Source organism: Pseudomonas sp. MBLB4136 (assembly GCF_051904765.1).
Classification (GTDB): Bacteria; Pseudomonadota; Gammaproteobacteria; order Pseudomonadales; family Pseudomonadaceae; genus Aquipseudomonas.
The window spans coordinates 844,937-866,128 of record NZ_CP196713.1 but is presented as its reverse complement, the minus strand read 5'-3'; the positions used below and the strand labels follow the sequence as shown (position 1 = coordinate 866,128).

Annotated in this window: 21 protein-coding genes; 13 read left to right on the top strand and 8 right to left on the bottom strand. The window is 66.3% G+C overall.

Going from position 1 to position 21,192, the window contains the following annotated elements; genetic code table 11:
- The first annotated feature begins 11 nt into the window (after positions 1 to 11).
- Positions 12 to 1,412, top strand: coding sequence for a diguanylate cyclase domain-containing protein (locus ACSX1D_RS03860; protein WP_439861054.1), 1,401 nt, complete (start codon positions 12 to 14; stop codon positions 1,410 to 1,412).
- 15 nt (positions 1,413 to 1,427) lie between these two features.
- Here ACSX1D_RS03860 and ACSX1D_RS03855 read toward each other — a convergent pair whose 3' ends face one another.
- Complete coding sequence (locus ACSX1D_RS03855) at positions 1,428 to 2,558, bottom strand: M14 family metallopeptidase (protein ID WP_439861053.1); 1,131 nt, start codon at positions 2,556 to 2,558, stop codon at positions 1,428 to 1,430.
- 607 nt (positions 2,559 to 3,165) lie between these two features.
- On the opposite strand from ACSX1D_RS03855, the gene ACSX1D_RS03850 reads away from it, so the two are divergent.
- Positions 3,166 to 3,378 carry a hypothetical protein gene (locus tag ACSX1D_RS03850; RefSeq protein WP_439861052.1) on the top strand — a complete coding sequence of 71 codons (213 nt, stop codon included), beginning with the start codon at positions 3,166 to 3,168 and terminating at the stop codon, positions 3,376 to 3,378.
- A 94-nt stretch (positions 3,379 to 3,472) separates the two neighbouring features.
- On the opposite strand, the gene ACSX1D_RS03845 is transcribed toward ACSX1D_RS03850, so the two are convergent.
- Complete coding sequence (locus ACSX1D_RS03845) at positions 3,473 to 4,975, bottom strand: helicase HerA-like domain-containing protein (RefSeq protein ID WP_439861051.1); 1,503 nt, start codon at positions 4,973 to 4,975, stop codon at positions 3,473 to 3,475.
- A 142-nt stretch (positions 4,976 to 5,117) separates the two neighbouring features.
- Between ACSX1D_RS03845 and ACSX1D_RS03840 the strand changes: the two genes are divergently transcribed.
- On the top strand, positions 5,118 to 6,995 hold the full coding sequence (locus tag ACSX1D_RS03840) for a methyl-accepting chemotaxis protein (protein ID WP_439861050.1): 1,878 nt from the start codon (positions 5,118 to 5,120) through the stop codon (positions 6,993 to 6,995).
- A 44-nt stretch (positions 6,996 to 7,039) separates the two neighbouring features.
- Here ACSX1D_RS03840 and ACSX1D_RS03835 read toward each other — a convergent pair whose 3' ends face one another.
- From ACSX1D_RS03835 to purU, 3 genes are all read right to left on the bottom strand, one after another.
- Positions 7,040 to 7,228 carry a hypothetical protein gene (locus ACSX1D_RS03835; protein WP_439861049.1) on the bottom strand — a complete coding sequence of 63 codons (189 nt, stop codon included), beginning with the start codon at positions 7,226 to 7,228 and terminating at the stop codon, positions 7,040 to 7,042.
- Positions 7,229 to 7,348: 120 nt separating this feature from the next.
- Positions 7,349 to 7,771 (bottom strand): CBS domain-containing protein, encoded by a 423-nt coding sequence (locus ACSX1D_RS03830; RefSeq protein ID WP_439861048.1) that lies wholly within the window; start codon positions 7,769 to 7,771, stop codon positions 7,349 to 7,351.
- 48 nt (positions 7,772 to 7,819) lie between these two features.
- Entirely contained in the window at positions 7,820 to 8,671 is an 852-nt protein-coding gene (purU, locus tag ACSX1D_RS03825) for a formyltetrahydrofolate deformylase (RefSeq protein WP_439861047.1), read from the bottom strand.
- A 341-nt stretch (positions 8,672 to 9,012) separates the two neighbouring features.
- On the opposite strand from purU, the gene mvaT reads away from it, so the two are divergent.
- A complete protein-coding gene (mvaT, locus tag ACSX1D_RS03820) occupies positions 9,013 to 9,387 on the top strand; it encodes a histone-like nucleoid-structuring protein MvaT (protein WP_439861046.1) in 375 nt (124 codons plus the stop codon).
- A 385-nt stretch (positions 9,388 to 9,772) separates the two neighbouring features.
- Here mvaT and sbcB read toward each other — a convergent pair whose 3' ends face one another.
- Positions 9,773 to 11,200: an exodeoxyribonuclease I gene (gene sbcB, locus ACSX1D_RS03815; RefSeq protein ID WP_439861045.1), complete on the bottom strand. Its 1,428-nt coding sequence runs from the start codon at positions 11,198 to 11,200 to the stop codon at positions 9,773 to 9,775.
- A 166-nt stretch (positions 11,201 to 11,366) separates the two neighbouring features.
- Here sbcB and ACSX1D_RS03810 point away from each other — a divergent pair, with 166 nt between their 5' ends.
- The 7 genes from ACSX1D_RS03810 to ACSX1D_RS03780 all read left to right on the top strand — a co-directional run bounded on the left by ACSX1D_RS03810 (position 11,367) and on the right by ACSX1D_RS03780 (position 19,096).
- Positions 11,367 to 12,128: a hypothetical protein gene (locus tag ACSX1D_RS03810; protein WP_439861044.1), complete on the top strand. Its 762-nt coding sequence runs from the start codon at positions 11,367 to 11,369 to the stop codon at positions 12,126 to 12,128.
- A gap of 108 nt (positions 12,129 to 12,236) precedes the next feature.
- Positions 12,237 to 12,962: an RDD family protein gene (locus ACSX1D_RS03805; protein WP_439861043.1), complete on the top strand. Its 726-nt coding sequence runs from the start codon at positions 12,237 to 12,239 to the stop codon at positions 12,960 to 12,962.
- Positions 12,959 to 13,939, top strand: a complete 981-nt coding sequence (locus tag ACSX1D_RS03800) for a stage II sporulation protein M (RefSeq protein WP_439861042.1) — start codon at positions 12,959 to 12,961, stop codon at positions 13,937 to 13,939. Before ACSX1D_RS03805 ends, ACSX1D_RS03800 begins: the two co-directional genes overlap by 4 nt.
- Entirely contained in the window at positions 13,926 to 15,494 is a 1,569-nt protein-coding gene (locus ACSX1D_RS03795) for a DUF4129 domain-containing protein (protein ID WP_439861041.1), read from the top strand. The genes ACSX1D_RS03800 and ACSX1D_RS03795 overlap by 14 nt, the downstream gene beginning before the upstream one ends.
- On the top strand, positions 15,491 to 16,693 hold the full coding sequence (locus ACSX1D_RS03790) for a DUF4350 domain-containing protein (RefSeq protein WP_439861040.1): 1,203 nt from the start codon (positions 15,491 to 15,493) through the stop codon (positions 16,691 to 16,693). The genes ACSX1D_RS03795 and ACSX1D_RS03790 overlap by 4 nt, the downstream gene beginning before the upstream one ends.
- Positions 16,690 to 17,742: an AAA family ATPase gene (locus ACSX1D_RS03785; protein WP_439861039.1), complete on the top strand. Its 1,053-nt coding sequence runs from the start codon at positions 16,690 to 16,692 to the stop codon at positions 17,740 to 17,742. The genes ACSX1D_RS03790 and ACSX1D_RS03785 overlap by 4 nt, the downstream gene beginning before the upstream one ends.
- A 22-nt stretch (positions 17,743 to 17,764) precedes the next feature.
- Positions 17,765 to 19,096, top strand: a complete 1,332-nt coding sequence (locus ACSX1D_RS03780; protein ID WP_439861038.1) for a DUF58 domain-containing protein — start codon at positions 17,765 to 17,767, stop codon at positions 19,094 to 19,096.
- A gap of 52 nt (positions 19,097 to 19,148) precedes the next feature.
- On the opposite strand, the gene ACSX1D_RS03775 is transcribed toward ACSX1D_RS03780, so the two are convergent.
- Positions 19,149 to 19,436 carry a PA4642 family protein gene (locus ACSX1D_RS03775; RefSeq protein WP_439861037.1) on the bottom strand — a complete coding sequence of 96 codons (288 nt, stop codon included), beginning with the start codon at positions 19,434 to 19,436 and terminating at the stop codon, positions 19,149 to 19,151.
- 198 nt (positions 19,437 to 19,634) lie between these two features.
- Here ACSX1D_RS03775 and ACSX1D_RS03770 point away from each other — a divergent pair, with 198 nt between their 5' ends.
- Entirely contained in the window at positions 19,635 to 20,309 is a 675-nt protein-coding gene (locus ACSX1D_RS03770) for a GntR family transcriptional regulator (RefSeq protein WP_439862263.1), read from the top strand.
- Positions 20,310 to 20,331: 22 nt separating this feature from the next.
- Here the strand turns inward: ACSX1D_RS03770 and ACSX1D_RS03765 are convergent, their stop codons facing one another.
- Positions 20,332 to 20,673 carry an FKBP-type peptidyl-prolyl cis-trans isomerase gene (locus tag ACSX1D_RS03765; RefSeq protein ID WP_208708515.1) on the bottom strand — a complete coding sequence of 114 codons (342 nt, stop codon included), beginning with the start codon at positions 20,671 to 20,673 and terminating at the stop codon, positions 20,332 to 20,334.
- A 164-nt stretch (positions 20,674 to 20,837) separates the two neighbouring features.
- On the opposite strand from ACSX1D_RS03765, the gene ACSX1D_RS03760 reads away from it, so the two are divergent.
- On the top strand, positions 20,838 to 21,053 hold the full coding sequence (locus ACSX1D_RS03760; RefSeq protein WP_439861036.1) for a hypothetical protein: 216 nt from the start codon (positions 20,838 to 20,840) through the stop codon (positions 21,051 to 21,053).
- Positions 21,054 to 21,192 lie beyond the last annotated feature (139 nt).

Below are 21,192 nucleotides of genomic sequence, written 5' to 3'. Positions count from 1 at the left end.
ACGTAGCGCCTATGGACACGAGCCCCTATTCGCCGCCCACCGGATTCATGGACCTGCTGCTCGATGCCGTGTGCGCGGTCGACGCCGAGGGCCGCTTCGTGTTCGTCAGCGCGGCCTGCGAGCGCATCTTCGGCTATCGCCCGGAAGAAATGATCGGCATGAGCATGATCGACCTGGTGCTGCCCGAGGATCGAGAAAAGACCCTGGAGACGGCCCGCGAGATCATGGCAGGGCAGGCCAAGCCCTATTTCGAGAACCGCTACCGGCACAAGGACGGCCGGATCGCCCACATCATGTGGTCGGCGCGCTGGTCGGAGTCCGACCAGCTGCGCATTGCCGTGGCCCGCGACATCACCGAGCGCAAGCAGGCCGAGTCTCTGCACGCCGCGCTCTACGCCATCTCCGAGGCGGCGCACGTCGCCGAGGACCTGCTGGCCCTGTTTCGGCAGATTCACCAGATCATCGGCGAGCTGCTGCCGGCGCAGAACTTTTCCGTGGCCCTATACGATGCGCTCCACGACCGGCTGAGTTTTCCCTATCACGTCGATGAGCGCGACCAGTCCGACGCTTCCGGCAACTCGACCGCAGGCGCGCTCTGCGCCGAGGTGATCCGCAGCGGCCAGGCGCTGCTGCTGACTTCCGAGAGCCTGGGCCAGCCGGCCGAGCCGCTGCGGCCGAGCACCGACCAGGACGCCCTGTGCTGGCTGGGCGTGCCGCTCAATTCGCCGGGCGGCGTCATCGGCGCCCTGGCGCTGAAGAGCTACCGCGGCGGCGCGCAGTACAGCGACAAGGACACCGAACTGCTGCAGTTCGTCTCCAATCAGGTGGCCGCCGCCATAGAGCGCAAGCAGCTGCAGGCCCGCCTGCGGCACATGGCGCAGTACGATCAGCTGACCCAGCTGCCCAATCGCGGCCTGCTGCATGATCGCCTGAAGACGGCCCTGGAACGGGCGCGGCGGGAACAGGACAGAATGGCCCTGCTGTACCTCGACCTGGACCGCTTCAAGCAGGTCAACGACAGCCTCGGCCATGCCGCCGGCGACTTGCTGCTGCAGGAGGTGGCCAGCCGCCTCAAGCAGTGCGTGCGCGGCGTCGACACGGTTGCCCGGATCGGCGGCGACGAATTCGTGGTGCTGCTCGAGAGCCTCCAGACGCCGGAGCAAGCGGCGCACCTGGCGGAGAAGATTCGCCGCCTGCTCAACCTGCCCATGGATCTGGCCGGCCAGGCCCTGTGCATCCTGCCCAGCATCGGCATCGCCCTCTACCCCGAGCACGGCGATACGGTCGAGCAACTGCTCAAGCACGCCGATGACGCCATGTACGGCGCCAAAGGCAGCGGCGGCAACTGCTTCCAGTTGCCCGCCATGCAGGGCCCCGCCGAAGACGACGGCGCGGCCACGCTCCCCGGCTGACCGCCGACGAGCCGATCAGCGCAGCGTGCCGACCATCGCCGCCGCCACGCTGAGCACATCCTGGGCCAGACGTTTCGAGCGCCGACCGTTCCACGCCGTCAGCGGCTCGGGATTGTCGTCGTGGTCCTTGAACGGCATCTCGATGGTGAATGACAGGCAGTCGAACTCCTCGCCGACCGCGTTGCAGGCCAGGGTCAGGTTGGCCTGGCCCGGCTCGTCGCGGGGGTAGCCGAAGGCGGTCTGGAACTCCGCGCCGATGTCCACCAGGCGACGCCTGAATTCATCCTCCAGCGCCGCCAGGCGTGGACTGTAGCCGGGATTGCCCTCGCAGCCGGCGGTAAACACGTGGGGAATCTCCTCGTCGCCGTGGATGTCGAGGAACAGATCGACACCGACCCGGCGCATCTGCTGCTGGACGAAGAACACCTCGGGGCTCTCCGCCTCGCTGGCCGACTGCCAGGCACGGTTGAGGTCCTTGCCGGCGGCGTTGGTGCGCAGGTGCCCGCGGAAGGCGCCATCGGGGTTCATGTTCGGCACCAGGTACAGTTCGGCCTGGGCCAGCAGCTCATTCAGCTCGGCGTCGTCCTGGTCCTGCAGACGCTCGATCAGCCCTTCCATGAACCACTCGGCCATGTGCTCGCCGGGATGCTGCTGGGCGATGATCCAGATCTTGCGCCTGGCCTCAGGCGTGCGGCGGATCCGCAGCAACTGGATGTCCCGGCCCTCGATGCTCTTGCCGCAGGCGAACAGCTCGGCGCCGGCTTTCTCCAACGCCTGGCCGATCAGCCAGTCATGGCGGGCGCGGCTGTAAGGCTCGAAGTAGGCGAACCAGACCTGGGCCTCGCGCGGCTCGAGCTCGAACCGCAGCGCCCCGGCCTCGAAGCGGCTGGGCACGCGGAACCAGTTGGCCTGGTCGTAGGAGGCGGCCGCGTCGTAGCCGCTCCAGGCCTGACGGTAGGCCGACTGGCCGGCGTTGCACAGGCTGAAGCCGTAGCGCTGGCCGGGGCTCATGCCCGCCACCTTGAAGTGGAACCACTGAAAATGATGGCTGTTGAGGTCCGGGCGCATGGCCAGCCGGACCTGGCGTGGATTGCTGGCGTCGAGTACCTCGATATTACCGCTGTCGAAGTCGGAGCTGATGAGCATGCTTACCTCATGCGCAAGGGGTTGCCGAAGTCCGCGAGGATCGCAGGTCGGCCGGTCCTTGGAAACGTTGAGTTCGACATATTCCCAGGCGCCAGGTCCCGCATCACCCTCGGGGGACAACTTGAGCATCGCGACAGTCCGCTGCAACGAACACGAAAGCGGCCCGACGCTCTTTTTCCGCCGAAGTTAGGCGAGCAAACGGGCATCAAGAAAAATACAAGTGGCACGCCAGCCCATATAGCGACCGAGCGGTCACGCTACTGCATTCTCCCTGGCACGCATCAATATCGAGGCGTTACATGGACGATCGCCGGCACACGACTTTCGTGACAGGCCACACGCACTGTTCTTAACTGAACTCCAGACAGCGCTAGACTTTTAGCGCGTGTTCGCCATAATTATTACCGCGCCCTTAACAAGCGCCGTGATAATGCCCTCCAACCAACCTAACTTGTTGTTTTTACTATAATTATCACTTATCCAACATCGCTCAAAACATACTCAAGAAAAGCAAAGCAGCTCCGACTGCACCGCAACCGGTGACCGTAGCAGTAAGGCAGGCAGCCTTACGTTGTCACCTCATTAGTTCCAGACCATGGGTAACCACGTGACGAAAGACGAACTGCGCGCCGAACTCGAGCGCCAGGCGCAGCGTTACAAGGACGTATACGGCGGGGAAGTTATTACCTACGCCGCTCAACCTGATCCCGAGCGCAAGCCTTGGCGCAAGAAGGCCAATCTTCTCGATCAAGCATTCGAGAAAGAACTGGAAAAGATCGAAAAAGACCTGCAGAGCAAAGCCGAAAAAACGCAAGATTGACGGCGCCGACTCGCCGGTGCTGCGGGCAACGGCGGCTGATCCGCATGACCGACCCGGCGCTGCCTTGGCCGGGCCGGCCAGCGAGGATGCCCGATCAGCGCCGCTTGCCGCCCAGCAACGAGCCCATCAGCCCCCGCACCAGCTGTCGACCGATCTGATTGGCGGCCTGGCGCACCGCACTCTTCACCGCCTGGCTGGCCAGGCTGCCGAGCAGCCCACCGGCCATGCCGCCGATTCCTCCAGTCGACTTGCCGGCTTGCTCACTGGCCTGTCGCGCCTGCAGCTCGGCGGCCTCGGCACAGGCCTTGGCGGCACGGGCTGACAGCAGTTCATAGGCCGACTCGCGGTCGACCGCCTGGTCGTAGCGCCCACCCAGGGGCGATTGGCGGATCAGTGCGGCGCGCTCCCGCTCGCTCAGCGGGCCGATACGCGACTGCGGCGGAGCAATGGCCACGTGCCGGACCATGGCCGGCGTGCCCTTGTCCTCCAGGGTGCCGACCAGGGCCTCGCCGATGCCCAGTTCGGTCAGCAGGCTCAGGGTGTCGAACGCCGGATTGGCGCGGAAACCGTCGGCCACCGCGCGCAGGGCCTTGCGCTCCTTGGTGGTGAAGGCGCGCAAGCCATGCTGGATACGCAGGCCGAGCTGGCCCAGCACGTCATCGGGCAAGTCGCTGGGCGACTGGGTGACGAAATACACCCCGACACCTTTCGAGCGGATCAGCCGCACCACCTGCTCCAGACGCTCCTGCAAGGCCTTGGGGGTATCGGCGAAAAGCAGGTGCGCCTCGTCGAAGAACAGCGCCAGCACCGGCTTGTCAGCGTCGCCGCGCTCGGGCAGCTGCTCGAACAGCTCGGCCAGCAGCCACAACAGGAAGGTCGCATAGACCTTGGGCGCTTCATGCACCAGGCGACTGGCATCGAGCAGATGAATGCGCCCGCGACCATCGCGATCGGGATGCAGGATATCCTCGAGCTGCAAGGCCGGCTCGCCGAACAGGGCCTCGGCGCCCTGCTGCTCGAGACCCGCCAGGCGGCGCAGCAAGGCTTGCGCCGAGGCACTGGTGAACAGCGCGCTGTCGTCGCCGAGGACCTCAGGGTGGGCCTTGAGATGAGCCAGCAAGGCCTTCAGGTCCTTCAGGTCGAGCAGCAGCAAGCCTTCGCGGTCGGCCACCTTGAAGGCGGCGTAGAGCGCGGCCTGCTGACTGTCGGTCAACTCCAGCAGCGCGCCAAGCAGCAAGGGCCCCATCTCGCTCAGGGTGGTACGCAGCGGGTGCCCGCTCTGGCCGTGGATATCCCACAGGGTGAGCGGGTAAGCCGTCGGCCGGTGATCCAACCAGGGCATGCTGGCGATGCGCTCGGCCACCTTGCCCTGGGGCGCGCCGGCGGCGCCCAAACCGCAGAGATCACCCTTCACGTCGGCGGCGAACACCGCCACCCCGGCATCGCTGAACCCCTCGATCAGGCGCTGCAGGGTCACCGTCTTGCCCGTGCCCGTCGCCCCCGCCACCAACCCGTGCCGGTTGGCAAGGCGCAGAGGCTGCGCAACCGGCTGACCGGCGCTGTCGGCGCCCAAAAAGAACTGTTCGGATACGGACATTTCGGTGTCTCCAAAGTTAAAGCTTTCGTCCACGAATGCCGACAAAAGGGTAGCGCCAGCCGCCTGCCCCCCCATTTCCGGCACCGCCTGAAACCTGAAGCCAGCCCAGACTGGCAGCCGCCTCTAACGGACAGCATAAGCCATGACCCACAGCCTGAAATTCAGCCACAAGATCCTGCTCGCCGCCTCTGTGGTGGTATTTGCCGCCTTCGCCCTGTTCACCCTGTACAACGATTACCTGCAGCGCAACGCGATTCGCGCCAACCTGGAGAACTACCTAGAGCAGATGGGCGACGTCACCGCCGGCACCATCCAGAACTGGCTGTCCGGGCGCATCCTGCTGGTGGAGAACACGGCCCAGTCGCTCGCCAGGGACGCCTCGCCCGACAAGGTCGCCAGCCTGCTGGAACAGCGCGCGCTGACGTCGACCTTCGCCTTCACCTACCTCGGTGGCGACGATGGCAGCTTCACCATGCGTCCCGATGAAGAGATGCCCGCCGACTACGATCCGCGCGTGCGCCCTTGGTACAAGGACGCCATGGCCGCTGGCGGCACCACCCTCACCGAACCCTATGTAGACGCCGCCACCGGCGAGCTGATCATCACCATCGCCACGCCGGCCAAGCCCGCCGGCGTGGTCGGCGGCGACCTGAGCCTGAGCACCCTGGTCAACATCATCAACTCGCTGGACTTCAACGGCACCGGCTATGCCTTCCTGGTGAGCGCCGACGGCAAGATTCTCGTGCACCCGGACCAGACCCTGGTGATGAAGAGTCTCAAGGAAGTGTTCCCCCAGGACACCCCGCGCATCGGCAGCGACTTCAGCGAGACCGACGTGGAGGGCAGCACCCGCCTGTTCACCTTCACCCCGGTCAAGGGCCTGCCCTCGGTCTCCTGGTACATCGGCCTGTCCATCGACAAGACCAAGGCCTACGCGATGCTCAGCGAGTTCCGCGCCTCGGCCATTGTCGCCACCCTGATCGCCGTGGTGCTGATCATCCTGCTGCTGAGCATGCTGATCCGCGTGCTGATGCAGCCGCTGCGCGTGATGGGCAAGGCCATGCAGGACATCGCCCAGGGCGAAGGCGACCTGACCAAGCGCCTGACGATCCAGTCCAACGACGAGTTCGGCGAGCTGGCCAAGTCCTTCAACCGTTTCGTCGAGCGGATTCACGCCTCGATCCGCGAGGTGTCCTCCGCCACCATTCAGGTCAACGAGGTGGCCAAGCTGGTGGTCAATGCCTCCAACTCCTCGATGCTCAACTCCGATGAGCAGGCCAGCCGCACCAACAGCGTGGCTGCGGCGATCAACGAGCTGGGCGCCGCCGCCCAGGAGATCGCCCGCAATGCCGCCGACGCCTCGACCCAGGCCTCCGATGCCCGCGGCCAGGCCGAGGACGGCCGCCAGGTGGTGGAGCAGACCATCCGCGCGATGAACGACCTGTCGGGCAAGATCAGCAGCTCCTGCAGCCACATCGAAACGCTGAACAGCAAGACGGTGAACATCGGCCAGATCCTCGAGGTGATCAAGAGCATCTCCCAACAGACCAACCTGCTGGCGCTCAACGCTGCCATCGAAGCGGCTCGGGCCGGCGAAGCGGGCCGGGGCTTCGCCGTGGTCGCCGACGAGGTGCGCAACCTGGCCCACCGCACCCAGGAGTCGGCGCAGGAAATCGAGCAGATGATCGAGGAACTGCAGGTCGGCTCGCGCGAATCGGTCACCACCATGACCGAGAGCCAGCGCTACAGCGAGGAGAGCGTGGAAATAGCCAACCAGGCCGGCGAACGGCTGGGCAGCGTGACCCAGCGCATCGGCGAGATCGACGGCATGAACCAGTCGGTGGCCACCGCCACTGAAGAGCAGACCTCGGTGATCGAGTCGCTGAACATGGACATCATCGAAATCAACACCCTCAACCAGGAAGGCGTGGAAAACCTCCACGCCACCCTGCGTGCCTGCGGTGACCTGGAGCAGCAAGCCGCGCGCCTGAAGCAGCTGGTGGACAGCTTCCGCATCTGATCCCGCCGGGAAACGACAACGGGGCGCTCAGACAGTGCCCCGTTTCATTTGTGCGGCGGCTCTGGTTTTTGCGCCTGCGCCTGTTCGGTCTGCAGCTGCTGCCACAGCTCGGCGGCGCCGGGAAAATCGCTGCCGACGCTGTCATCCATGGCCTCTGGGTCGTAACGCCGCACGCATCCCTCGCCGAGCGTCGGCGGCGGCCTGGAGGTGGCGCGCTCGAGTGGATCGGTCATGACTTGATTCTCGTTGGCTGACGGGGCGAGTCGCCTTGCAGCATCCGCCTCGCCCAACTTCGGCGCAAGGCTCAGCCGCTCCCGGTCGCGCGACCAGGCTCCGAGCAGTGGCTAGCGGAGCTACTCCTGCCTGGCGCCCTGCTCGTGTTGAGCGAACTCCTTGACCGCCCGCAACACGTCGCTGCGACTGATCTGACCGACCAGCCGGCCGCCCTCGATTACCGGAATGCGCCCGAGACGGCCGCGCAGGAAGCGCTGGGAGACTTCGATGATGTCGACCTCCGGCGAGATGGTCTCCACCTCGGTGACCATATAGCCGCTGACCGTGCCACCGATGGCCTCGTAGTAGGCGCCGGAGAGTATTCCGCGCAGACAGTCGCCCTCGGACAGCAAACCGATCAGATGGCCCTGGGAGTCGACCACCGGGGCACCAGAAATGCGGTGCTCCAGCAGGCGGTTGATGGCGGTGAACAGATCGGTGTCGGACCGAAAGGTCACCAGGTGGCGCGTCATGTAGTCCCGCACCTTGATTGACTTGAGCATTAGCGAACTCCTGTATCGTCCACCCCAAGCGGCCCACGTCAGCAAGTTTCAGTCAAACACCACCGTCTTGTTGTCGTGTACCAGCACCCGGTCTTCCAAGTGATAGCGTAGTCCACGGGACAGCACCATTTTCTCCACATCCTTACCCAGACGAACCATTTCCTCGACACTGTCGCGGTGGCTCACCCGCACCACGTCCTGTTCGATGATCGGCCCGGCATCCAATTCCTCGGTGACATAGTGCGAAGTGGCGCCGATCAGTTTCACCCCGCGCAGCGACGCCTGATGATAGGGCTTGGCGCCGACGAACGACGGCAGGAAGCTGTGATGGATGTTGATCACCCGCTGGGCGAACTCGGCGCAGAGTTGCTCGGGCAGAATTTGCATGTAGCGGGCCAGGACGATGGCATCGGCCGCGTGGGCCTTGACCAACCGCTCCACTTCGGCGAAGGCCAGCTGTTTGTCCTGGGCGTCGACCGGAACATGGAAGTAGGGAATGCCATGCCACTCGACCATGCTGCGCAAGTCGTCATGATTGGAAATGACACAGGGAATATCGCAGTCGAGCTCATTGCTGTGCCAGCGGTGCAACAAGTCCGCCAGACAATGCGACTCACGGCTGGCCATCAGCACAACCCGTTTCTTCTGCGCCGAATCGGTAATCCGCCACACCATGGAAAACTCCCGGGCGATGGGCGCGAACGCCTGGCGCATGCCATCTATATCGAACGGCAACGAATCGGCGCGAATCTCATGACGCATGAAGAACCAACCGCTCTGGGTATCCGAGTGATGGCTCGCCTCGGTAATCCAGCCGTTATAGGTCGCCAGGAAGTTACTGACCTTGGCCACGATACCGACACGGTCCGGGCAGGCAATGACCAGACGAAAAGTGCGCATTAGAGACTCCAGAGTTTTCGCAAAGGCGGCCATTCTAGCCAGCACGCGAGAAAACTGCAGTAGCGTGGCTGGGGCATCGAAAAATCCACATGCAATGGTACGAGGCAACCAGCAAACCGTGGACCAGAGTGAGACGCCGGGAGTTTGCCGTCGCGGCCACGCCGTTTACACGCCCCAAACAATTACCTCACCCGTCGCAGCCAGGAGTTAGTTCGCGGCTAAAGGCGCAACTAAATATGACAACTACTGGCAATTTTCAACAAAGCAGTTTACTTGTGAAAAGTGCCTGACTATTATTACTGACACTTAGCCATCTGCCACTTGCGCACCAAGGAAACCCCATGTCGCTGATCAACGAATATCGCGCCGCCGAAGAAGCCATCAAAGAATTGCAAGAACGCCTGAAAACCCTGTCGCAAGACGACAAACTGAAGAAGGAACTGGAGTTCGAAGGCAAGCTGCGCGCACTGATGGGCGAATACCAGAAGTCCCTGCGCGACATCATCGCCCTGCTCGACCCGGAAGCCAAGGTCAGCAAAGCCGGTCGTGCCACCAAGCCCGCTGGCGCCAAGCGCGCGCGCAAGGTGAAGCAGTACAAGAACCCCAACACTGGTGAAGTGATTGAAACCAAAGGCGGCAACCACAAGACCCTGAAAGAGTGGAAAGCCAAGTGGGGCGCCGACACCGTAGAAAGCTGGGCCACCCTGCTGGGTTGATTCCCACTATTAGGCTGCTTCTCAGCACACAGAAAACGCCGGCCATGCCGGCGTTTTTTATGGCTGCAGGAATGTGCGCATCGACGCTGGTTCGGTGATATACGCGCGGGCTATCGCCACCTGAACCCGGCAAAGCCCCTCAGCGCAAACAGCAGCCCGAGCGCAGCTATCGCCAACTGCGCAACTTCATCCAGCACCGGGGCGAAGGCTGCGTTAATGCGCGAAACAAACCGAAACGCAGGAACGATTCGACTCACCGTTCGCCGGCAAGACTCTCACCACCAGCAAGCGACCACTATTGACCGGCCAGTATCGACTGCCGACCCCGCAGTCCAATTATGGCGAACCAAACACCAGCGGCAGTAACCGCGTGCCGGTACGCTTTTTAAAGCGCATAACGCTCACGCAACTGCTGCGCGTAACCTTGCCATTCGGCCAATATCGCCTGCTGCTCCGGCGACGCCGTCGGGATTATTTCCGCCACCGCCGCTTCGAAACTCGCCAGGGTATTCGGCGCCCCGTACTCGGCCCGGCTTAATCGCAGCTGGCAGAACTCGCGCCAGCGCTGTTGTTCAGCCGCGGTCAAACTGGAGAAACAATTTCGCGCACGATAGCGGAACAACAACTCCGGCAGCCGCGCATCGTCAAACGGCCAACTCTGCGTGGCCAAGAGTTGCGGCTCGGCATTACGTACCTGCTCGCACAGTCGCCGGTCGCGATCGCCGATAAAACCCTCGTATAACTGCTGCTCCGGGTCCTCGCTCGCGGCGAAGTCTTCCTCGCGGTAGACCTGGGCAAGTTTGTCCTGCCACTGTGCTTGAGTGTCCGCGAGCTGCTTGGCCCGCGCCTGGCAGGCCGGCATATCCAACTGCAGGCGCTGAATATCTTCGTCGCGCAACACCTTCAACGGCGCCACCACCGGACAACGGTTGATATGCAACAACTTCAGCGGCACCGGTAGCTCACCTTCGGCCGACTGCTCACGCCGGGTGTACAGACGTCGGCGCAGGATCTCCCCATCTTTCGCCAGCAGGGGCGCCGGATCGGCCTGCAAGTCGCAGACGATCAGGGCATTGCGATTGCGCGGGTGCCAGGCCAGGGGCAGGACCAGCGCCAGGTAATGGCGCGAGCCGGCGAAGCGGCCGGACACATGCACCAACGGCTGCAGCAGGCGAATCTGATCGAGCACGCGCTGCTTGCTGCGCAACTGATAGAGGTAGTCGTACAGCTTCGGCTGCCTGTCGCGCACCAGTCGCGCCAGGGCGATGGTCGCGCGCACATCGGACAGGGCATCGTGGGCCTGGCCGTGGTCGATGCCATTGGCCTGGGTCAGGCGCTCGAGCTTGAGGCTGACGCGGCCCTCCTCCTCCGGCCAGACGATACCCTCCGGGCGCAGGGCGTAGGCGGTGCGCAGCAGGTCGATCAGGTCCCAGCGACTGTTGCCACCCTGCCATTCGCGGGCATAAGGGTCGAAGAAGTTGCGGTAGAGGCTGTAGCGGGTGACCTCGTCGTCGAAACGCAGGCTGTTGTAGCCGGCGCCACAGGTACCGGGCTGCGCCAGCTCGGCATGCACGCGGCTCATGAACTCGGCCTCGCCCAGGCCCTGCTGCGCCAGCCGCCCGGGGGTGATGCCGGTGACCAGGCAGGCGGCAGGATGGGGCAGGATGTCGTCGCTGGGCTGGCAGTAGATGTTCAGCGGTTCGCCGATTTCCCGGAGATTTTCGTCGGTGCGAATGCCGGCGACCTGCAAGGGGCGGTCGCGTCGCGGGTCGATGCCGGTGGTTTCGTAGTCGTACCAGAAGATGGAAGTCACGTGGCTGTCCTGAGTCAGAGGCCGCGGCAGTCTAGCATCCGGGCCACGACGGATCGTCGCCAGCGAACCTTGCACCAGCGCACGCCAGGCCGGCGCGCGCCTTGTCCTCGGCCTACCGGCGGGGCTAGAGTGCTTGCCTCGATCAACTCGCGCACAAGGATGTCCCATGAGCGAAATCACCAGCCCCACCCCCTACGCCACGCCGACCAGCGACCTGCAGGAAGCCCGCGACGACGCCCAGGCACCGAGCATCGAGCAAGCCCTGAGCCGTGGTTACGACTTCCGTATCGGCGAACTGCTGAGCGAATCCTGGCAGCGTGTCGAAGGCACCAAAGGCATCATCATCGGCGGTTTCATCGCCTGCTTCGTGGCCCTGATGTTGTGCGGATTGGTCCTCAGCCAGGCGTTCAGCTTCGTGCTGATGATCAGCCACGACGTGACGACCCTGATGGTCGCCTCGATGCTGCTGTCCCTGCTGATCACCTCCCTGGCCTATCCCTTCATGGCCGGCATCAACATGGTCGGCATCCGTCGGGCGGCCGATCAACCGATCAGGTTCAGCGAGGTGTTCGCCCACCTCGGTCGCAGCCTGCCGCTGATCGTGACCGCCATCATCATGCTGGTGCTGGTCAACCTGGGCTCTATGCTGCTGGTCATTCCCGGCATCTACCTGTCCATCGCCTATCTGCTGGCGATCCCCCTGGTGGTCGAACGGCGCCTGTCGCCCTGGCAGGCCCTGGAAGCCTCGCGCAAGGCCATCAGCCAACACTGGTTCAAGGTCTTCGGCCTGTTCCTGCTGCTTTGCCTGATCAACCTGATCGCCGTCCTTCCCCTGGGCATCGGCCTGATCTGGAGCGTTCCGCTGTTCGTCGTCGCCATGGGCGTGCTCTACCGCACCATCTTCGGCGTGTTACCCGTGGCCCAGTGAGCACTGGCTCGCTAGCCACGCACCCGAGGCACCGGGCCCGTCACTGAGCCCGGTTGCTTACCCGCCTGCTGCTGGCTAGCATCGGGCTTTCTTCGACGCAGTCTGCCGATGCCGCTTTTCTCCGCCATTTCCCCTTGCGCCGGGCAACGCCCGCCACTGGACACCCGCTACCCGGTGGAAACTCCGGAAGGCATCGACCTGAGCCTGCGCCCCGCCGGCCTGGTGCCGCGCGCCCTGGCGTTCACCGTCGACCTGCTGATCCGCGGCTTGCTGCTGGCGGCGCTGTTCATCGTCCTCGGTCTGCTCGGCCAGTTCGGCATGGGCCTGGCGACCATCATGCTGTTCCTGGTGACCTGGTGGTACATGGTGCTGTTCGAGGTGCTCAACCAGGGGCGCTCGCCGGGCAAACAGCTGCTCGGCCTGCGCGTGGTGCACGATGACGGCACGCCGGTCGGCTGGGCCGCCTCGCTGACCCGCAACCTGCTGCGCTTCGTCGATATCCTGCCGTTCGCCTATTTCCTGGGCATCCTCAGCTGCCTCAACCACCCGGCCTTCAAGCGCCTCGGCGATCTCGCCGCCGGCACCCTGGTGGTCTATCGCGACACGCCGCCAGCGCCGCAGAGCCTGCCGTCCGCCGAGCCCGTGCCGGCGCCCATCGGCCTCAGCCTGGGCGAACAGCGCGCCGTGCTGGCATTCGCCGAGCGCGCCGAGCAGCTGTCCAGCGCCCGCCGCGGCGAACTGGCGGCGATTCTCGCCGAACCGCTGCAGGTGCCGCCGGAGCAGGCCGAGCAGCGGCTCCACGGCATCGCCCGCAGCTTGCTGGGGTCGACATGAAGCAGAGCCTGTTCGAAAGCCGCCACCAGGCCGAATGGCAGGCCTTCGCCAGCCAGCTCGAGGCACTCGAGCGCGGCAAGGCCGACAGCCAGCACAGCCGCGGCTTCGCCGCCGCCTACCGACGCCAGTGCCAGCATCTGGCCCTGGCCCAGACGCGCGGCTACAGCAGCCGCCTGGTCGAGCAGCTGCAGCAGCTGGCCATGCGCGGCCACCAGCAGTTCTACCGCCACCGCAGCCCGCTCGGCGCGCAGCTGCTCGGTTTCCTGCTCGGCGGTTTTCCGCGTCTGGTGCGGGAGGAATGGCGCTGCGTGCTCAGCGCCAGCCTGCTGTTCTTCGGCAGCCTGCTGGGCATGGGCGTGCTGGTTTACCTGTTCCCGGATCTGGTCTACAGCCTGGTCGACCCGGAGCAGGTGGGCAGCATGGAGCGGATGTACGACCCGGACGCCAGCCGCCTGGGGCGTTTCGCCGAGCGCGACTCGGGCGACGACTGGATGATGTTCGGCTTCTACATCATGAACAACATCGGCATCGCCTTTCAGACCTTCGCCAGCGGCCTGCTGCTGGGCCTCGGCAGCCTGTTCTACCTGCTGTTCAACGGCCTGATGATCGGCGCGGTGGCCGGCCACCTGACGCAGATCGGCTATGGCCAGACCTTCTGGTCGTTCGTCATCGGCCACGGCGCCTTCGAGCTCACCGCCATCGCCCTGGCCGGTGCCGCCGGCCTCAAGCTCGGCTGGGCACTGCTCGCCCCCGGCCGCCTGCCGCGCGGCGAAGCCCTGCGCCTGGCCGCCGCGCGCAGCGTGCGCCTGGTCGGCGGGGTCATCCTGTTCCTCCTGCTGGCGGCCTTCATCGAGGCCTACTGGTCGTCGATGACCCTGGCCAGCGCCAACCTCAAGTACCTTGTCGGGGCCGGGCTCTGGGCCCTGGTGCTGGCCTACCTGCTGCTCGCCGGGCGAGGTCGCCATGCGCCTGACTGACGCCAGCGTGGCGATCCGCCCGCGCAGCGCCTGGGAAGCGCTGGACCTCGGCGTGCTCCTGGCGCGCCGCCATGCCGGGCTGCTGATGTCCAGCTGGGCGCTGGTCAGCCTGCCGGTGTTCGCCCTGCTCTGCCTGTTGCTGTGGGACTCCCCCGGCTGGGCCATGCTCGCCTTCTGGTGGCTGAAGCCGGCCTTCGAGCGGCTGCCACTGTATATCCTCGGCCGCGCCCTGTTCGGCGATACGCCGACGCTCAAGCAGGCCCTGAAGGCCTGGCCCGGCCTGCTCAAGCCGCAGCTGCTGGCCAGCCTGACCTGGCGCCGGCTCAGCCCCACCCGCAGCTTCGACCTGCCGGTGCTGCAGCTCGAAGGCCTGGCCGGACAGGCGCGCAGCGCGCGACTGGCGGTGCTGGGTCAGCGTGACTCGGCACCGGCGACCTGGCTGACCCTGGTAGGCGTGCACCTGGAAATGGCCCTGTGGCTGGGCCTGGTAAGCCTGTTCTATCTGCTGCTGCCGCAGCAAATCGAGCTGGACTGGAGCTGGCAGAGCCTGATTCAGGCCGATGCCAGCGACTGGCTGTGGCTGGAGCACCTGTCCAACCTGCTCTACGCCCTGGTGCTGGTACTCTGGGAACCGATTTATGTGGCCTGTGGCTTCAGCCTCTACCTCAACCGGCGCACTGCGCTGGAGGCCTGGGACATCGAGCTGAGCTTCCGCCGGCTGCGCCAGCGCCTGACCGGCGTGGCCTACGCCCTGGTCCTCGGCCTGGGCCTGCTGCTGGCGCAGACGCCGGGCGTGGCGCTGGCCGCCGGCAGCAGCTGCCCCCTGCCGCAGGAGGATCCCCATGGCCCCGAGGCGCCGCGCCTGTTGCAGCAGCCACTGACCAGCCAGGCCGCGCAGCGGAGCATCGCCCAGCTGCTCGATGAGCCGCCGTTCGAGCACCGCGAAACCGTCACCCTCTGGCGCTTCGGCGCCCAGGAGGCGGCCGAACAGTCCGGGGAGTTGGACCTCGAGGCCCTGCTGGAGAAACTCCGCGCGCTGGTCGAGTTCTGGAAGCACCTGGACAGCGTGGCACTGTTCTTCGAGGTACTGCTGTGGGCCAGCCTGTTCGCCCTGCTGGCCATGCTGGCCTGGCGCTACCGCGACTGGCTCGCGGCGTTCGCCGGCCGCCTGGGCGTGGCACCGCGCCCCATAGCCGCGCCGCCGAGCCAGTTGTTCGGCCTGGAAGTCGCGCCGCAAAGCCTGCCCGCGGATGTCCCCGGAGAAGCCGAACGACTGTGGGCCGAGCAGCCCCGCGCCGCCCTCGGCCTGCTCTACCGCGCCCTGCTCAGCCGCCTGCTGCATGACTATCGCCTGCCCTTGAGCGGCGCCCACACCGAGGCCGAGATGCTGCGCCTGGTGGCAACCCTGGAGCAGGGCGAACTGGATGGCTTCAGCCGGGCGCTGACCCAGCACTGGCAGAACCTCGCCTATGGCCATCGCCTGCCGCCGGAGGAGCTCAAGGCGCAACTGTGCGACGGCTGGCGGCGCCTGTTTGCAGGCGAGGTGCGGCAATGAACCGACAGCGCCGCTTCGTCCTCGTCTGCGCGCTGAGCCTGGCCCTCGGCTTGCTCGGCGTGTACCTGCTGGGGCGCCTGGAGCCCTACCAGGAAACCCTCGAGCACGGCCCGGCCCCCGAGGCGCGGGTCAATCCCTACCTGGCCGCCGAGCACTTCCTGCGCCGCCAGGGCCTGCAGGTGCAGCGCGCCGACAGCCTGCAGCAGCTGTCGAGCCTGCCCAGCGCCGGCCAGACCCTGCTGCTGCTCGGCGACCGTCAGCGCATGACCCCGCGCCAGACCGACCGCCTGCTGGAGTGGGCGGCCAAGGGCGGCCACCTGCTGTTCGTCGCCGAACGCCTGTGGAACGAAGAGACAGGCGCCAGCGGCGACCTGCTGCTCGATCGCCTGGGCATCCAGCAGTACCAGAGCGACGCGCTCGACGAGGAGGACGGCGAGGCCGAAGCAGGCGCAGGCGATGCGCCGCCCGAGCCCCTCGAAGAGGCCAATCGCTACCCGCAGCTGACCCAGCTGTACCTGGAAAACGAAGTCGCACCGGCCTACATCGAGTTCGATACCGACTTCCACCTGTACGACGCGCAGAATCGTGCCCATGCCTGGGCCAACAGCGGCGCCGCCACGCACATGCTGCAGCTGTACCACGGCGACGGCCTGATCAGCGTGCTGAGCGACGCCTGGATCTGGCGCAACGACAAGATCGATCAATACGACAACGCCTGGCTGCTCTGGTACCTCAGCCAGGACAGCGCCGTGACCCTGCTCTACCGCGCCGAGCGCGACGGCCTGGCGAGCCTGCTGCTGCGCCACTTCCCCCTGGCCCTGACGGCCCTGGGGCTGTTGCTGGTCCTCGGCCTGTGGCACGTCGGCATGCGCCAGGGCCCGCTGCAGCCGGCGGCCAGCCGGGCGCGCCGGCAGCTGCGCGAGCACCTGCGCGGCAGCGCCGACTTCCTGCTCCGGCGCAGCGGCCAGCACAGCCTGCTGCAAGCCCTGCAGCAGGACATCCAGCGCCGCGCGCGGCAACGTCACCCCGGATTCGAACGCCTCGGCGTGGCCGACCAGTGGCAGCTGCTCAGCCGCCTCAGCCGCCTGCCACCCCGAGCCATCAGCCAAGCCATGCGGCCGCTGCCCCAGCAGCGCCTGGCCGCCGCCGACTTCACCCGTCAGGTCGCGCACCTGCAAACCCTCAGGAATGCCCTATGAGCGAATACACGCCCGAACAGCCCGACAGCCCGGCTGTCGACGCCCCAGTTGCCGCCACGGCGCCGGCGACCGCCCCGGTCAATCCGATGCCCCAGCGCCAGCGCGCCAGCCAGCTGCTCCAGGCCCTGCGCCTGGAGCTGCAGAAGGCGTTGATCGGCCAGACCGCGGTGATCGACGACGTGCTCACCGCCCTGGTAGCCGGCGGCCATGTGCTGGTCGAGGGCGTGCCGGGCCTGGGCAAGACCCTACTGGTGCGCGCCCTGGCGCGCTGCTTCGGCGGCGAGTTCGCGCGCATCCAGTTCACCCCGGACCTGATGCCCAGCGACGTCACCGGCCATGCCGTGTACGACCTGGCCAGCGAGCAGTTCAAGCTGCGCAAGGGCCCGGTGTTCACCAACCTGCTGCTGGCCGACGAGATCAACCGCGCCCCGGCCAAGACCCAGGCGGCCCTGCTGGAGGTCATGCAGGAACGCCAGGTGACCCTGGAGGGCCGCGCTCTGGCGGTGCCGCTGCCGTTCATGGTGCTGGCCACGCAGAACCCGATCGAGCAGGAAGGCACCTACCCGCTGCCCGAAGCCGAGCTGGACCGCTTCATGCTCAAGCTGCGCATGGACTACCCGGAGCAGGACGAGGAGCTGCGCCTGGTCCGCCAGGTCACCCGCTCGACCAAGGCCGACATGCTCGAAGTCACCCCGCTGCGCACCCTGCTGCAGGCCAAGGACATGCTGGCCATCCAGAAGATCGCCAGCGACCTGCCCATCGACGACCAGGTCCTCGACTACGCCGTGCGCCTGGCCCGCGCCACGCGCAGCTGGCCGGGCCTGGCCATCGGCGCCGGGCCACGCGCCTCCATCGCCCTGGTGCGCGGCGGGCGCGCCCGTGCGCTGCTGCGCGGCGGCGACTTCGTCCTGCCCGACGACATCAAGAGCGGCGCCCTGGCGGTGCTGCGTCACCGCGTGCGCCTGGCACCGGAGCTGGATATCGAAGGTCTGTCGGTCGACCAGGTGCTGCAGCAGTTGCTCGACCAGGTGGCGGCGCCGCGCCTATGAGCGACTCGAACAGGGAGGCGTCATGAAGCCGTCGCGCCTGCTGCTGGCGCTGGTCGCCGGTCTGTTCGGCCTGGCCCTGCTGCTCGGCGTCCTGCACGCCCTGGCGATCAAGCTGCCGCCGACGCTGCCGGCGCTCTGGTGGGCGCTGCTGCTGACCCTGCTCGGCGCGGCGCTGTTCGATGCCCTGCGCCTGCGCCGCCGGCCCTCGCCGCGCATCGAGCGCCAGCTACCGGGCAACCTGCCGCTGGGGCGTTGGCACGGGGTGCAGCTGTGCCTGCACCACGACTATCCGCGCGCGCTACAGCTGGAGCTGTTCGATCACGTTCCCGCCGGCATGGCCGTCGAGCACCTGCCGCAGCGCGTCGCCCTGCTGCCGGGCCAACTGACCCGTGTCGGCTATCGCGTGCGCCCGCTGCAACGCGGCCACTTCCACTTCCCCCTGTGCGAAATCGGCCTGCCCAGCCCCCTGGGCCTGTGGCAGGCTCGGCGCCACCTGGCGCTGGCCGGGGAAACCCGGGTCTACCCGGACTTCGCCCGCCTCTACGGCGCCCAGCTGATGGCGGTGGACGACTGGCTCAGCCAGCTCGGGGTGCGCCAGCGCCCACGGCGCGGCCTGGGCCTGGAGTTCCACCAGCTGCGCGAGTTCCGCGACGGCGACAGCCTGCGCCAGATCGACTGGAAGGCCACGGCGCGCAAGCGCACGCCGATCGCCCGCGAATACCAGGACGAACGCGACCAGCAGATCGTCTTCCTGCTCGACTGCGGCCGCCGCATGCGCAGCCAGGACGGCGAGCTGGCGCACTTCGACCATGCCCTCAATGCCAGCCTGCTGCTCAGCTACGTGGCCCTGCGCCAGGGCGACGCGGTGGGCCTGGCGACCTTCGCCGGCGAGCACAGCCGCTTCCTGCCACCGGTCAAGGGCGCCGCCCAGCTCAAGGTGTTGCTCAATGCCGTGTACGACCTGCAGACCACCGGCCAACCGGCCGACTTCGCCGCGGCCGCCGATCTGCTGCTCAGCCGTCAGCGGCGCCGCGCCCTGGTGGTGCTGGTGAGCAACCTGCGCGACGAAGACGATGAGGACCTGCTGGCCGCGGTCAGGCGCCTGGGCCGCCAGCACCGGGTACTGATCGCCAGCCTGCGCGAGGAGGTGCTCGACCACCTGCGCCAGGCGCCGGTGGAGGATTTCGAGGGTGCGCTGACCTATTGCGGCACGGTGGACTACCTCAATGCCCGCGCCAGCCTGCATGAACGCCTGGCCGCGCATAACGTGCCGGTGCTCGATGCCCGCCCCAGCGAGCTGGGCCCGCAGCTGGTCAGCCGCTACCTAGCCTGGAAGAAGGCCGGGGTGCTGTAGCGCAGGCAGAAAAAAGCCCGCGGCTGGGCGGGCTCTCGATTCGTTCGAGCGATCAGCCGCGGGCGGCCTTGATCACCTCGATATAGGGCTCGGCCTGGCGCTGATCCTGGATCAGGGCGATGAAGTCGTTGCCCTGCTCGTCCTTGGCGTCGAGGTCGTAGCCGGCCTCGACGAAGAAACCGACGAAACGCTCGAAGTCGTCGATGCGCAGGCCGCGGTAGGCCTTGATCAGCTTGTGCAGCGCTGGCGGCGTGGCATCTGCCGGCTCCACGTCGAGGAACAGCTTGATCGACTCGTCACCGATCTCTTCGCCAATCACCTGCTTCTTGTCTTTGCGCATCATTCACTCCAGCTAACCAGGCCACACGGGGCCGGCAGTGTACCTCCGCCACGCCCCGGCGCTCAACGCGTGACCGCGTTCACGGAGCACCGATCCCCCCAGCGCGACTCGCTCCGAGTGGGCGAGCGGCAGGCGCAAGGCCCAGCGCCTCGTATACAATATCCGCACCACCGACCATTGCAGGACCTTCCCTTGCCGCTGCCCAGTTTCAACGCCCCCAACCTCGGCGTCACCCCGACCGCCTCGGAAGTCATCACCAAGCACCTGCGCGAGGCGATCATCGGCGGCCATTTCGCCGAGGACGAGCCGATCCGCCAGGACGACGTCGCGCGCCTGTTCAACGTCAGCAAGATCCCCGTGCGCGAGGCGCTCAAGCGCCTGGAGGCCGAGGGCCTGGTGGTGTTCCAGCGCAACAAGGGCGCGGTGGTGACGCGTATCTCCGAACCGGAACTGGCGCAGATCTTCGAGGTGCGGGTGCTGCTGGAGGTGCAGGCGATCCGCCTGGCGGTGCCGAACATGACCGAGGAAACCTTCGCCCGCGCCGAAAGCATCTGCCAGGAGTTCGTCGGCGAGACCGACATCGGCCACTGGGCCGAGCTGAACTGGAAACTTCACGCCTGCCTCTACGAACCGGCGCAACGGCCCTTCCTGGTCAACCTGATCCGCTCCATCCATGACAAGGTCGAGCGCTACCTGCGCATGCAGATGAGCCTGTCCGCCGGCAAGAACCGCGCCGACCAGGAACACCGCGAGATCCTCGCCGCCTGCCGCGCCGGCGATGCCGACAAGGCCGCGGAACTGATCGAGCAGCACATCGTCGGCGTCTGCCGCACCCTCTACGAGCACCTGCCGAACCGGCTCAGCCCCAGCTGATCGCGCCGCCCGGGGCAGGCACTCAGTCGTCCCGGGTCAGCACTTCGAGCAACTCGATCTCGAAGATCAGGTTCGAGTTGGCCGGGATATGCTCGCCGATCTGCCGCTCGCCATAGGCCAGGTGAGCCGGCACCAGCAGCTTGCGCTTGCCGCCGACTCGCATGCCCATCAACCCCTTGTCCCAGCCCTGGATCACCCGCCGGGTGCCGATCACGCACTGGAACGGCTTGCCACGTTCGTAGGAGGAATCGAACGGCGTGCCATCCTCGAGAAAGCCGCGGTACTGGGTGGTGATCAAGGCGCCCTTGACCACTTCCTTGCCGTCGCCCAGCTGAATATCTATCACCTGCAATTCGCTGATCATCACACCCTCCTGTCAGTTCGCCGGCCGGTGGCCGCCTACCGGGCAGCGTTTTCTCAGGAAACCGGCGGCCTGGCAAGCGCCCGGACCGCTGCGCAGATGCCGCCATCAAACTGAAACAACCCGGTTCTAGAGTGCCGGCACGCTTTCACAAGGACGATGGGCACGTGAGCCGAACAACCCGCACCCTCTGCAAGACCCTGGATATGGTGGCCGCCAATAACGAGGCCGGCACGGTCACGGTGATGCGCGCCGCCGAGCGACTGGGCGATGAAGTGCTCCGCCAGCAACTGCTGAACCTGATCCAGCGCATGAATCAGGACGCCGCCCAGCTGCGCCTGGCCCGTGACGAGATTGCCGGCCAGGGCCTTAAGCGCGCCTAAGCCTGCCTGCTGCGAGGCCAGGCAAAGGCACGTTCACTAAAGTGCGAGCTGTGCCGATTTCGTCATCGCGCAGCACGAAAGCCATCAAGCCGGCGCCGCCTCGAGACGCCAGTCTTACAGGCATCCATTCTGTACAGGT

Excerpts from the sequence above, each read along its gene's own strand:
- ACSX1D_RS03775 (WP_439861037.1), bottom strand. The coding sequence starts at position 19,436 with ATGCGCAAAGACAAGAAGCAGGTGATTGGCGAAGAGATCGGTGACGAG.
- ACSX1D_RS03845 (WP_439861051.1), bottom strand. The coding sequence starts at position 4,975 with ATGTCCGTATCCGAACAGTTCTTTTTGGGCGCCGACAGCGCCGGTCAG.
- ACSX1D_RS03765 (WP_208708515.1), bottom strand. The coding sequence starts at position 20,673 with ATGATCAGCGAATTGCAGGTGATAGATATTCAGCTGGGCGACGGCAAG.
- ACSX1D_RS03840 (WP_439861050.1), top strand. The coding sequence starts at position 5,118 with ATGACCCACAGCCTGAAATTCAGCCACAAGATCCTGCTCGCCGCCTCT.
- ACSX1D_RS03860 (WP_439861054.1), top strand. The coding sequence starts at position 12 with ATGGACACGAGCCCCTATTCGCCGCCCACCGGATTCATGGACCTGCTG.
- ACSX1D_RS03805 (WP_439861043.1), top strand. The coding sequence starts at position 12,237 with ATGCCGCTTTTCTCCGCCATTTCCCCTTGCGCCGGGCAACGCCCGCCA.
- ACSX1D_RS03780 (WP_439861038.1), top strand. The coding sequence starts at position 17,765 with ATGAAGCCGTCGCGCCTGCTGCTGGCGCTGGTCGCCGGTCTGTTCGGC.
- ACSX1D_RS03800 (WP_439861042.1), top strand. The coding sequence starts at position 12,959 with ATGAAGCAGAGCCTGTTCGAAAGCCGCCACCAGGCCGAATGGCAGGCC.
- ACSX1D_RS03830 (WP_439861048.1), bottom strand. The coding sequence starts at position 7,771 with ATGCTCAAGTCAATCAAGGTGCGGGACTACATGACGCGCCACCTGGTG.
- mvaT (WP_439861046.1), top strand. The coding sequence starts at position 9,013 with ATGTCGCTGATCAACGAATATCGCGCCGCCGAAGAAGCCATCAAAGAA.
- purU (WP_439861047.1), bottom strand. The coding sequence starts at position 8,671 with ATGCGCACTTTTCGTCTGGTCATTGCCTGCCCGGACCGTGTCGGTATC.
- ACSX1D_RS03795 (WP_439861041.1), top strand. The coding sequence starts at position 13,926 with ATGCGCCTGACTGACGCCAGCGTGGCGATCCGCCCGCGCAGCGCCTGG.
- ACSX1D_RS03835 (WP_439861049.1), bottom strand. The coding sequence starts at position 7,228 with ATGACCGATCCACTCGAGCGCGCCACCTCCAGGCCGCCGCCGACGCTC.
- ACSX1D_RS03785 (WP_439861039.1), top strand. The coding sequence starts at position 16,690 with ATGAGCGAATACACGCCCGAACAGCCCGACAGCCCGGCTGTCGACGCC.
- ACSX1D_RS03855 (WP_439861053.1), bottom strand. The coding sequence starts at position 2,558 with ATGCTCATCAGCTCCGACTTCGACAGCGGTAATATCGAGGTACTCGAC.
- ACSX1D_RS03810 (WP_439861044.1), top strand. The coding sequence starts at position 11,367 with ATGAGCGAAATCACCAGCCCCACCCCCTACGCCACGCCGACCAGCGAC.
- ACSX1D_RS03790 (WP_439861040.1), top strand. The coding sequence starts at position 15,491 with ATGAACCGACAGCGCCGCTTCGTCCTCGTCTGCGCGCTGAGCCTGGCC.